Source organism: Empedobacter sedimenti (assembly GCF_030005555.1).
In the GTDB taxonomy this organism is placed as follows: Bacteria; Bacteroidota; Bacteroidia; order Flavobacteriales; family Weeksellaceae; genus Empedobacter; species Empedobacter sedimenti.
On the sequence record NZ_JASCQG010000017.1, the window covers coordinates 20,611 to 32,503 of the forward strand.

Here is an 11,893-nt window from a genome sequence, read left to right on the forward strand (position 1 = left end):
TATTTTCCTTTTATCGATTAAATCAAGTTTAAAACTTGTTCTAAATCTTCTAATAAATCATCTATATCTTCGATACCAACAGACAAACGAATTAAATCATCTGTAATACCAATTTCAGCACGTTTTTCTGCAGGAATAGATGCGTGTGTCATCGTAGCTGGATGATTTGCTAACGATTCAACTCCTCCTAATGATTCAGCCAAAGTGAATACTTTTAAGTTTTCTAAAATTTTGAACGCATCTTCTTTTTTCCCAGAAGTCAACGTAAACGTTACCATTCCTCCGAAATCTTTCATTTGCTTTTTCGCAATTTCGTGTTGTGGATGATTTTCTAAACCAGGATAATAAGTATGCGCTACTTTTGGATGAGCTTCTAAAAATTGTGCGATTTTCATTCCGTTTGAACAGTGACGATCCATACGAACAGCCAATGTTTTGATTCCACGTAAAACTAAGTAAGAATCTTGTGGTCCTAAAATTCCTCCTGTTGCAAATAAATTGAAGTGAACATCTGTCGCCAATTGTTCCGAGTTTACCACAATTGCTCCAGCAACTAAATCTGAGTGACCTCCTAAATATTTCGTAGCCGAATGCATCACGATATCTGCTCCCAACTCGATTGGACGTTGTAAATACGGTGAAGCAAATGTATTATCAACCGCTACTAAAATATCAGCTTTTTTTGCTTTTGAAGCATCATTTACAGCTTTGATATCAACCACTTTCATCAATGGATTTGTAGGCGTTTCAACCCAAACCATTTTTGTATTATCATTGATTAAAGCAACAACAGCCTCAACATTTGTCATATCTACGAAATGGAATTTCAATCCGAATTTTTCGTAAACACGTGTAAACAAACGATAAGAACCTCCGTATAAATCATCCATCGCGATGATTTCATCACCTGGTTTGAACAATTTTAATACACCATCGATTGCTGCTAAACCAGAACCAAATGCAAAACCTGCAACTCCTCCTTCGATAGATGCTAATGCATTTTCTAAAGCTGTTCTTGTTGGGTTTGCGCCACGAGAATATTCGTATCCTTTATAATCTCCTGGTGATCTTTGCGCGAATGTTGATGTTTGGTAGATTGGAGTCATTACAGCTCCTGTAGAAGGGTCATGTTGTTGACCTCCGTGTATCGCTTTTGTATTGAATTTCATTGTGAATGCTTTTAACTATAGCAAATATATGGAGTTTTATTTATTCTTTGTTTTAAAGATTTGTTAGAATTTATTTCGGGAGATTTTTGGATTCAATTAGAACATTCTCCACTACATAAATATTAAAAATAGATGGTTTAGCTTTTACAATTGCATGATTTTTATATAAATCAGCATTTTCTAATTTTTGAAATGCATCTTTATCTAAATTTATAGACTCTTCGTATCCTTTGAAATTGATATTAATATCATATGAATAACGAGATTCCTTCAATTTTAATATCTCGCAATTTTCTATAATTATTGGTTCTTTTACTAAATCATTCACAATATATTTCAATCCATAATAAAATGATATTGAGAGAAAAATCGAATAATAAATGGAAATTAAAACAATATCTTTCCAATATCCCGTTTCTACTAATTTACGTTTAAGTATTGGTATATTTAATATTACAAAAATTAAGATCAGCGAAAATGTAAATAAGATAAGATAACACCACCATCCTACATTAAATAATATTACTTCATCTTTCTTATACAAAATCAAAGCAATGGTCAATAATACAATTGAAATTATTTTAGAACTTTTAGTAGAAATAAACTCTTTTTTTGAAGTATTTATTGCTATATCTTGATTTTTTGATTTTTTATTCTTTCTTCCCATTAACTAAACAATTCGTGTAAAACTTGTAATGATTTAGGCTTTTTGAAATTATTAGTGTGAATTTGATAATACTTCACTAAAATTTCGAGTAAGAGAGAACGTTGTGATTGATTGAATGTATTTTTGGAATCTTCGGAAAAGTGTAATTCTAATAATTTTTTGAACAAAACGGTCTCATCTGCTTTCAACATATTGATGGATGAATTTGAATTGGTAAAAAATCCATTTTCTAAATCGAATAGATTTCCGTCAATTTCTAAATTTGGATAAAACCCAAGAAAATGTGATAATTGAAGTAAGAATATCAAATGAAAATCTGCAAAATCGTCTTTCTTTTGATCAAATTCTTTTAGCGAATGTTCGATGTAAAAATATAATTCTGGATTATCTGATTCTTCTTTTAACACTAAATTCAGAATCTCAGCTAAGAAAAAAACAATCGCTGATTTGATAGGATGAAAATGCAAGGATTCGTAATAATGCGAAGTCTGCGCTGATTTTAAGAAAACCAATTGTTGTTCATTAGATTTCGGTTGAAAGCTCAAATCGATTTCTGCTAGCGGAAAATACAACGAAGTATTTCGCTTTTTTTTGGAGAAAACTCCTTTTGCGATAAATGATTTTAAGCCAAAACTTTGGGTATAACAACGAATAATTAAACTCGTGTCACCATATTTTAAAGAAGAAAGGACAATAGCTTTAGTTTCTAAAATTTTCATTAACGGACAACTGCAATTTTCAATGTTTTGGTTTCTGTACCATCTGCATTTGTCATCAAAACTAAATAAATTCCTGAAGCTACTGGCTTTCCTTTTGCATTATTTGTGCTCCATTCTACTATTCCTCCATCTGCTTTTGACTCAAAAACCAAATTTCCTACAACATCTGTTATCTTAACAATTGCTCGATTAGGAAGATTCTTTATCGTGACATTTCCTTTATATTCTGGTCTATAAGGATTTGGATATGCAATCGCTTGACTAAAATCTGAAGCCTCAGAAGAAACATCACCATTATAAGCCACCACACCTTTTTCTGTTGCAAAATAAACTGTACCCGTTGTTTCGTCTACAGAAACATCGTACACAACATCCGATGGTAAAGGTGAATTTTTAGTTGTAAAATGTAATTTTGTTTGTTCTCCATTATCCGAAATATAATAAACGCCTGCTCCATTTGTTGCAATCCATTTTCGGTTTGCATTATCTACTTTTATCGAATAAATGCCCACATCTGTTAACAAAGCTTCAGGTATGCCATCTTGCATAATTACAATTGGTTCTACCTTTACATTGTTTGATTTTACTGCAGTATCAGCACCATATAAAACAACTAAACCTTGTTCTGTTCCAATCCATAAATTATTATATCGATCATTTGCAACTGTCAAAACATTATTGACAGGTAATTGATTCGCCGTTGTAATATCACTGGCTAGTTGATAGTTTTTATTCAAAACCATTACTCCTCCACCTTCTCTACCATTAGGATAATAAATATATTCATCAGAAATAGAAGGTGATAAGGTAACAACAGGCGAATTACGATCTATTCCTAGTTGTTTCCACGTTCCATTTGCATTTCTCTCTACATAGTAAGTGTACTCAAAATCTGGACTTTGTCCATCTGGGTAAGAAGCACCAATATGTAAGTTGCCTAATTTATCGTAGGCTAATCCAGAAATTCTTGAGCTTGGAAATTGATTTGAAATTATTTTTTTAGGAACTAAATCATTTCCAAATTCTAACAAATCTGTACGCCCATTTGTATCTCGTGCATATTTATTGAAAGATGAAACAATAAATGTATTATTGTCTTTATCTGGATGGGCAACAATTTTTAAAATATCGCGAACATAAAAAATATCTTGAGAACTAAAGTTATTCCACTTTTTAGCATCATAATAATAAAACCCATCATTATTCTCTAACACATTTGCATAAGCTTCTGTACCGCCTGGAGCAATCCAAACTTTACCATTTTTTGAAGTAACTGACCACGATTTGTTGTTATATGGTCCGTCAGGAAAAAATGCTTTATTCTCTTTTATACGAATAATTCCTTTTGTCGTTGTTCCTCCATAATATTCTCCATCCACAAAAATCCCTTCATTAAATCCTACAAAATTATCTTCTGCAATATTTCCTGATAAGTTTGAAATACTATTATTTTGAGTAATGATTAACTGATCATTAGAAGCTTTCAGATTCTTAATTTCAGTTGTAAAACTTCTTGAAGTTGAAGTTAAACTTTTCAATTCATTTCCAATTGAATAATATACTTCATTCTTAAACAACTCTATGTTCGAAATATCTCCAGTTGTAACAGTTGTCCAACTATTAAAATTATTGTTATTTAATTTTTTTGAAGATAATTCGCTCGAATATATTCCTTTATCCGTACCTATATAGAGTTGATTTCCTAAAACGGCCGCATCCTTTACAATTGTTCCATTTGTGCGTGTAGTTTCTTTAAACTCTTGATCTTTTATATGATACGAAACAATTCCGAAAGCACCCGAAATAAAAGCAATTCCATCATTTATCAAAATATGATTAATCTTTTTATTTCCTGCAAAACCATACCAATTTATATCCAACACCATCGTAGATTCACCTGAATGCAATAAATCTAAACCTCCATTTTCATAACCTACCAAAAGAGCATCAGAAACCGGATCATAAGCCATCGCAGAAACTCCAACGTTGTTTAAATAGTTAGTTTTATTCAGTTTTATCCAGTCAGAAGTTGGTGATTTCGGATTAAATAGAAATAATCCATTTTCGGTTCCACAATAAATCACACCTTTTACTTCTTCTAACAACTTTGCATTATTGTAAGAAAATAAATCTTTCCAACGCGCTTTATTATTTTGCGCATTCAAGCTGGTGAAAATCATTGCTATGATCAAAAACAATTTTGTCTTCATAAGTCACAAAAGTACTGTAATTTATAACAAAATTTTAGATGAAAAATTGTACAGATTACTAGATAAGATCAAAAAACTTACCTGGAAGTGTTGCAATAACTTGCTTTAACTCTAAATCGAGTAAAGTTGGCATCAACTCATACGTTTTCAAATTTAGGTCAAGAGACATTTTATCGATGTGTTGTTTCCCATTATTTTTTAGATAGTTGATAATGATTTTTTCTTCATCAGAAAACTCTAAGAACAAATCCAATTGATTCGGTTTTTTCTTAATATCAAAGTTAAAATACTCAATAATATCTTTTGAACTTTCAATTAAATAGGCTTGTTGCGACTTGATCAAATAATTACAACCAACACTTAACGAATCTGTCGTTTTTCCTGGTAACGCAAAAACTTCACGATTATATTCGTTCGCAAATTTTGCTGTTACTAAACTACCTCCTTTAAAAGCAGATTCTACAACAATTGTAACATCAGCTAAACCTGCAATAATTCTATTTCTTTGCAAAAAAGCTTCTGGAACAACAGCCTTAAAACTTGGTTGTTCTGTAATCCAGCCTCCATTAGTTAACATTTCATGGGCTATTTTTTTATGAGAAGCAGGATAAATTCGATCAAAATTTGTTCCCATCACCGACCACGTTTGTACTTTATTTTTGAGCGATTGTGCATGAGCTTCAATATCGCAGCCATAAGCTAATCCACTTATAATCGTTGTATCAAATTCAGCAATTCCTTCAATCAATTCCGTAATAAAATTCTTCCCATAATTGGTCATCTTGCGCGTCCCGACAATCGATATTTTTTTGTTATTGAATTGATTAAATTCTAAATTTCCTTTTGTAAAAAGCACAATTGGAGCATCTAAACACTCTTTTAATAAATTTGGATAAGCTTCATCGTAAATAGTTAAAATATTGATTTCATTGTTTTTACAATATTCAATTTCGTTAAATGCTAAATCTAAATACTTTTTATTGGCAAAATCTTTGCTAATTTGTAGTCCAATTCCCGAAATTTGCATCAAATCTTTTGGTTTGCAAGTCCAAGCGGCTTCAGCAGATCCAAAAAATTGGATAATTTTTCGAGCTGTAAAATCGCCAATTCCTTTCTGAAAAGATAAAGCTAAAATGTAGGGTAAATCGGTTTACATAGTGTTAAATTATTAATATTAAACCAACTAAGCAGAATTTTAAGTATTTATTTTTTGCTAAATCTAAAAAAAATGTTAATTTCGTATAATGAGGTTAGAAGAGCATATTAGTCAATTATTATTTCAGCACGATTGTGTAATCGTTCCAAATTTTGGTGCGTTTATCTCAAACACTGCAAATGTGACGTTTGATGAGCAAACGAATACATTTATTTCACCAAGAAAAGAGCTTTCATTTAATTCTTCATTAACAAAAAGTGATGGAATTTTAGTGAACAAAATTGCGCACGATGAGCCTATGGCTTTTGATAAAGCGCAAACTTATTTGGATGAACAAGTCTATTTTTGGCAAGAACACTTGAAGAATGGAAAAATCCTAACCTTAAAAAATATTGGTGAAATACAATTTAACGAAGCTGGAAAAATTGATTTCAAACCAGAAAATGCTCAAAATTATTTCATTGCTGCCTACGGACTTTCTAATTTACAAGCCAATTACATTTTAGATTCGTCTAAAACAAAAACTTCTAACAAACACATGTCAAAATTTTTAGCCGCAGCCTCTTTAATTCCGATTATTGTTGGTGGCTTCCTATATTTTAATACGCCACAACCTGTTCAACAGTTTGTAACAGAACAATGGAGTGGCTTAGTATTACCAATGATTGGTAATTCTGACGCTAAAACAGATGACAAAGCTGTGCAATATGATGTGTATAACACACCTCAAAATATTGATGAGCCATCATTAGTTGAATACCAAATAGCTGAAACAGTTACGAAAACAGACACAATTGAAACACCTAAAAAAGTTGAAATTACCGTAGTTAAAGAAACGAAGATTAATGAAAACGAAAAAGAAGTTACTGCAATTGTAAAAGAAAAACCTGCTACTAAAGAAGCTGTAAAAACAGAAACTAAAAAGATTACAAAAGTAGAAAACGCGAAGGTTGAAGAGAAAAAATCGACAAAAGTAGATGCTAAAACTACTTTGAAATCAGATAAAAAAGAACCTATCGTTATTGCTAAATCTACAGCAAAAAAATATCAAGTTATCGCTGGTTCTCTACGTCGTTCAGAAGATGCTGATCGTATGTTAGCAGATTTAAAGAAACAAGGTTATAAAAATGCAAGTGTTTCGTATGTAAAAGGTCGTTATTATTATGTCAACTACGGAAGTTTTAATGATATGACAGAAGCGCAAAAATACATGAACGAAATGAATAAAAAGAACCCTGGAACTTGGGTTAGAACTGAAAATTAAACGATTTTAAGTTAATATAAATCGAAATAAGCTGTCCAAATTGGACAGCTTATTTCTTTTGTTAGAATGAAATATGAAAACTACTTCCAGCCTCCGCCTAAACTTTTATATATAGCGACAACTGTACTTAATTGTTTTTCTTTTGTTTCGATTAATTGCATTTTCGTTTCCAATAAATCGCGTTGCGTCATCAAAACTTCAAGATAATCTGCACGATTATTTTTAAATAATTGATTAGCAATATCAATCGATTGTACTAATGCATCAGATTGTTTTTGTTTAAAAGCATAACTTTTCTCCAAATTATCAATCTTCGACATTTGATTTGCAACTTCTAAATAAGCGTTTAATACTGTTTTATCATACTCGTATAATGCCTGAATTTGTTTCGCATTTGCTGTATTAAACTCTGCTTTTATCGCACTCTTGTTAATTAATGGTGCAGCTAAATCTCCAGCCAAAGAATACAAAATAGACTCAGGCATTTTAACTAAATATGATGGTTTGAATGCATTCAATCCCAATGAAGCTGAAATATTAAGCGATGGATAAAACTCAGCTCTTGCCACCTTCACATCTAAAGCAGACGCTTTCAACTCTAATTCTGCTTGTTTTATATCAGGTCGATTAGCTAACAATTGTGATGGAATTCCTGCATTCATCGTCTGTGGAATCATATTCGTAAATTCAGAATTATCGCGTTTTATTGGTTGTGGATAACGTCCCAATAATGCATTCAATCTATTCTCTGTTTCAGTAATATTTTGACGAATATCATATTCTTCACTTTCAGATTTTAACAACTCAGCTTCAAATTTCTTCACCGCTAATTCAGTTTCACGAGCGGCTTCTTTCTGAATTTTAACTACACGCAACGCATCTTTTTGTAACGCAATATTTTGATGAATATAATCTAACTGCGTATCCAACGAAAGTAATTCGTAATAAGACGACGCAATCTCTGCAATCAAATTAGAAAGCACAAAATTCTTCCCTTCTACTGTTGATAAAAAACGAGCTACTGAAGCTTCTTTAGAATTTCTCAGTTTTTTCCAAATATCAACTTCCCAATTCGCCGAAAATCCAGCCATATAATCCATCAAAGGGTCAGGCATTTCTTGTCCAGGTTTAATTTCTGTAGACGCGTCACCAGCTCCTTGACTTGTATAACGTCCTACTTTTTCAACACCAGCACCCAATTTAGCTTCGACAGTTGGTGTAAGTTTTCCATTTTTGTACATCACTTCATTCTTCGCGATTTCAATTTCTTGAAGCGTAATCATCAATTCTTGGTTATTTTTTAATCCTTCGTCAATTAAAACAACTAAGTTAGGATCTGTAAAAAATTGTTTCCAAGGTGTTAATCCAGAGTTTAAAGACGCATCATTATTCTGAATATTTTCAAAATTCGCTGGAAGTTTTGGTGCTTGATGATTTTCAATCTCTTGACTTACTGCTGGCGCTTTACAACTCCAAATCATTGTTCCAAAAACACCTATTGCTATTATATTTTTGATTGTATTATTCTTCATCTTCTACAATTTCTTCAGTTAAAGGATTTTCATCTTCGTATTTTACCAATTGCATTTTATCCGCTAAAGTTCCGAATGCAACATACAAACCTGGCACAATAAATAGCCCGAAAATAGTTCCGAACAACATACCACCAGCGGCGGCTGTACCAATCGTTCTATTCCCAACAGCACCAGGCCCTGAAGCCATTACTAATGGAATAAGACCAGCAATAAAGGCGAACGATGTCATCAAAATTGGACGAAAACGAACTCCAGCTCCTTCAATTGCTGCTTTTACAATTGAATAACCTTCGTTATGTTTTTGTACCGCAAACTCAATAATCAACACGGCATTTTTTCCAAGAAGACCAATCAACATCACCATTGCAACTTGTGCATAAATGTTGTTTTCTAATCCTAATAATTTCAAGAAGAAAAATGCTCCAAAAATTCCGGTTGGTAATGAAATAATAACTGGTAAAGGCAGAATAAAACTCTCGTATTGTGCTGCTAATATCATGTAAACGAAAATTAAACAAATGGCGAAAATAATCACCGCTTCATTCCCACGAGAAACCTCATCCTTTGAAATTCCAGCCCAATCTATACCAAAACCACGAGGTAATGTATTTTTTGCCACTTCATTAATCGCTGCAATCGCTTGTCCACTACTGTAACCTTGCGCAGGTGTTCCACTAATTTCTGCTGCATTATACATATTGTGACGCGTAATTTCTGAAAGTCCATACACTTTTTCTATTTTCATGAAAGCTGAATACGGAACCATTTCTCCTTGATCATTTTTGACATATAATTTCAATAAGTCCTCTGGCAACGCTCTGTACTGAGGAGCTGCCTGAACCATAACTTTATAAGGTCGATCATATTTAATGAAACTTGTTTCGTAATTAGAACCAATTAAAGTCGAAAGATTATCCATTGCATTTTCTATCGAAACACCTTTTTGTTCTGCAATATCATTGTCAATTTTCAACATATATTGAGGGAAAGATGCACTATAAAATGTGAAAACAGAACTTAATTCTGGACGACGACTCAATTCTTTAACAAAATCGCGGCTCACTTCTTCCATTTTATGATAATCTCCACTACCTGCTTTATCCAATAATCTCAACTCAAAACCACCAGCAGCACCATATCCAGGAACAGATGGTGGCTGAAAATATTCGATATTAGCACCATTAATATTACCCGCTTTCTCTTCTAACTCTTTGATAATTTCATCAGCCGATTTAGATCGATCTTCCCAACTTTTTAAGTTAATCAAACATGTTCCCGAATTGGCTCCAGTTCCTTCTGTTAAAATCTCATAACCTGCAAGTGATGAAACTGAAGAAACACCATCTATACCTTCTGCAATTTTTTGTAATTTTTGCGAAATATCATTTGTTCTTTCCAAAGTAGAACCTGGAGGTGTTTGAATGATTGCATAAAACATTCCCTGATCTTCGTTTGGAATAAATCCAGAAGGTAAACTATTATTGATAAAGAAAATTCCTGCACAAAACGCCAATAAAACACCAAATGTAACCGTACGTTTATTAACTGTTTTTGTTAAAACTTTCTCGTATTTAAATGATCCTTTGTTGAATAAGTGATTAAACTTTGTTAAAAATTTATTTAACATCGTTTTCTTTCTTGGTTGATCATGATTATTTTTCAAAATCATTGCACACAATGCAGGCGTTAACGTTAACGCTACAATACCAGAAAGAATAATAGACGTAGCCATTGTTATCGAGAATTGACGATAAAAAATACCTACAGGTCCAGACATAAACGCAACTGGAATAAACACGGCAGCCATTACAAATGTAATTGCGATAATTGCTCCACTAATTTCGCGCATCGCTTCTTCTGTTGCTCGTAAAGGCGAAAGATTTTTTTCTTCCATCTTCGCGTGAACAGCTTCGATCACTACAATTGCATCATCGACAACAACTCCAATTGCCATTACCAACGCGAATAAAGAAATCAAGTTTAATGTAATTCCAAAGAAACTCATTAACGCAAAAGTTCCGACTAACGAAACAGGAACCGCCAAAGCAGGAATCAATGTAGAACGCCAATCGCCTAAGAATAAAAATACCACAATTCCAACTAAAACGAAAGCTTCAAAAAGTGTGTGAACAACTTTTTCCATAGAAGCATCTAAGAATTTCGAAACGTCATAAGAAATTTCATACTCCATTCCTTTTGGTAAATTGTTCTCTTTCAGATCAGCCATCAACGATTTTATATTTTTGATAACCTCACTTGCATTACTTCCGTACGATTGTTTGATAACAATTGCAGCAGATGGTTTTCCGTTCAAAGTTGAGTAAATATCATACATTGAGCTACCAAATTCTATATCAGCAACATCTTTTAATCGTAAAATTTCTCCATCAGGATTTGAGCGCAAAATAATATTACCATATTGATCTTTTGTATTGTATCGTCCTGAATATTTTAACACATATTCAAATGCTTCTGAACGTTTACCTGAACTTTCTCCCGTTTTACCTGGTGAAGCTTCAATACTTTGCTCATTTAGTGCGTTCATAACTTCTTCTGCAGAAATATTGTACGCTTGCATGCGATCTGGTTTCAACCAAATACGCATCGCATATTCTCTATTTCCCAAAATATCTGCGTCACCAACTCCGTTGATACGTTTCAATTCAGACAAAATATTGATATCTGCATAATTATATAAAAACTGTTGATCTGCTTTCGGATCTTTACTATACAAGTTGATATACATTAACATATTTGATTCTTCACGCGTAATTTTTACACCTTCGCGAACAACAAGCGGAGGAAGTTTATTCACGACTGAAGAAACACGGTTTTGCACATTTACAGCAGCAATATTAGGATCGGTTCCTAAGTCAAAAATGACTTGAATAGATGCTTCACCATCATTTCCTGCATCAGATGTAATGTATTTCATTCCAGGAACTCCATTTAGTGCACGTTCTAACGGAATAACGACTGATTTAATCAATAATTCGTTGTTTGCACCGGGGTATTCTGCTGTAATATTCACCTTTGGTGGCGAAATTGCAGGGAATTGCGTTACAGGTAATTTGACCAATGACAAGATTCCTAAGAAAACAATAATCAACGAAATGACAATCGAAAGAACTGGTCTTCGAATAAATTTATCAAACATAATTTTCGTCTTTAAT

Annotated in this window: 8 protein-coding genes; 1 reads left to right on the forward strand and 7 read right to left on the reverse strand. The window is 32.7% G+C overall.

Features of this window, described 5'->3' with window-relative positions; genetic code table 11:
* Window positions 1-17: 17 nt before the first annotated feature.
* The 5 genes from QHG34_RS14260 to dprA all read right to left on the reverse strand — a co-directional run bounded on the left by QHG34_RS14260 (window position 18) and on the right by dprA (window position 5,792).
* Window positions 18-1,169 (reverse strand): cystathionine gamma-synthase, encoded by a 1,152-nt coding sequence (locus QHG34_RS14260; RefSeq protein ID WP_282630901.1) that lies wholly within the window; start codon window positions 1,167-1,169, stop codon window positions 18-20.
* 70 nt (window positions 1,170-1,239) lie between these two features.
* On the reverse strand, window positions 1,240-1,836 hold the full coding sequence (locus QHG34_RS14265) for a hypothetical protein (protein WP_282630902.1): 597 nt from the start codon (window positions 1,834-1,836) through the stop codon (window positions 1,240-1,242).
* Window positions 1,836-2,555, reverse strand: coding sequence for a DNA repair protein RecO (gene recO, locus QHG34_RS14270; protein WP_282630903.1), 720 nt, complete (start codon window positions 2,553-2,555; stop codon window positions 1,836-1,838). Before recO ends, QHG34_RS14265 begins: the two co-directional genes overlap by 1 nt.
* Entirely contained in the window at window positions 2,555-4,765 is a 2,211-nt protein-coding gene (gene porZ, locus QHG34_RS14275) for a type IX secretion system anionic LPS delivery protein PorZ (RefSeq protein ID WP_282630904.1), read from the reverse strand. The genes recO and porZ overlap by 1 nt, the downstream gene beginning before the upstream one ends.
* Window positions 4,766-4,823: 58 nt before the next feature.
* Complete coding sequence (dprA, locus tag QHG34_RS14280; RefSeq protein WP_282630925.1) at window positions 4,824-5,792, reverse strand: DNA-processing protein DprA; 969 nt, start codon at window positions 5,790-5,792, stop codon at window positions 4,824-4,826.
* A gap of 217 nt (window positions 5,793-6,009) precedes the next feature.
* Here dprA and QHG34_RS14285 point away from each other — a divergent pair, with 217 nt between their 5' ends.
* Window positions 6,010-7,185, forward strand: coding sequence for an HU domain-containing protein (locus QHG34_RS14285; RefSeq protein ID WP_282630905.1), 1,176 nt, complete (start codon window positions 6,010-6,012; stop codon window positions 7,183-7,185).
* Window positions 7,186-7,265: 80 nt separating this feature from the next.
* Here the strand turns inward: QHG34_RS14285 and QHG34_RS14290 are convergent, their stop codons facing one another.
* The gene (locus tag QHG34_RS14290; protein ID WP_282630906.1) at window positions 7,266-8,717 is read right to left on the reverse strand and encodes a TolC family protein; all 1,452 of its coding nucleotides are present in this window, start codon (window positions 8,715-8,717) and stop codon (window positions 7,266-7,268) included.
* Window positions 8,707-11,877 carry an efflux RND transporter permease subunit gene (locus QHG34_RS14295; protein WP_282630908.1) on the reverse strand — a complete coding sequence of 1,057 codons (3,171 nt, stop codon included), beginning with the start codon at window positions 11,875-11,877 and terminating at the stop codon, window positions 8,707-8,709. The genes QHG34_RS14290 and QHG34_RS14295 overlap by 11 nt, the downstream gene beginning before the upstream one ends.
* Between the last annotated feature and the right edge of the window lie 16 nt (window positions 11,878-11,893).

Excerpts from the sequence above, each read along its gene's own strand:
- QHG34_RS14260 (WP_282630901.1), bottom strand. The coding sequence starts at position 1,169 with ATGAAATTCAATACAAAAGCGATACACGGAGGTCAACAACATGACCCT.
- QHG34_RS14265 (WP_282630902.1), bottom strand. The coding sequence starts at position 1,836 with ATGGGAAGAAAGAATAAAAAATCAAAAAATCAAGATATAGCAATAAAT.
- dprA (WP_282630925.1), bottom strand. The coding sequence starts at position 5,792 with ATGCAAATTTCGGGAATTGGACTACAAATTAGCAAAGATTTTGCCAAT.
- QHG34_RS14290 (WP_282630906.1), bottom strand. The coding sequence starts at position 8,717 with ATGAAGAATAATACAATCAAAAATATAATAGCAATAGGTGTTTTTGGA.
- recO (WP_282630903.1), bottom strand. The coding sequence starts at position 2,555 with ATGAAAATTTTAGAAACTAAAGCTATTGTCCTTTCTTCTTTAAAATAT.
- QHG34_RS14285 (WP_282630905.1), top strand. The coding sequence starts at position 6,010 with ATGAGGTTAGAAGAGCATATTAGTCAATTATTATTTCAGCACGATTGT.
- porZ (WP_282630904.1), bottom strand. The coding sequence starts at position 4,765 with ATGAAGACAAAATTGTTTTTGATCATAGCAATGATTTTCACCAGCTTG.
- QHG34_RS14295 (WP_282630908.1), bottom strand. The coding sequence starts at position 11,877 with ATGTTTGATAAATTTATTCGAAGACCAGTTCTTTCGATTGTCATTTCG.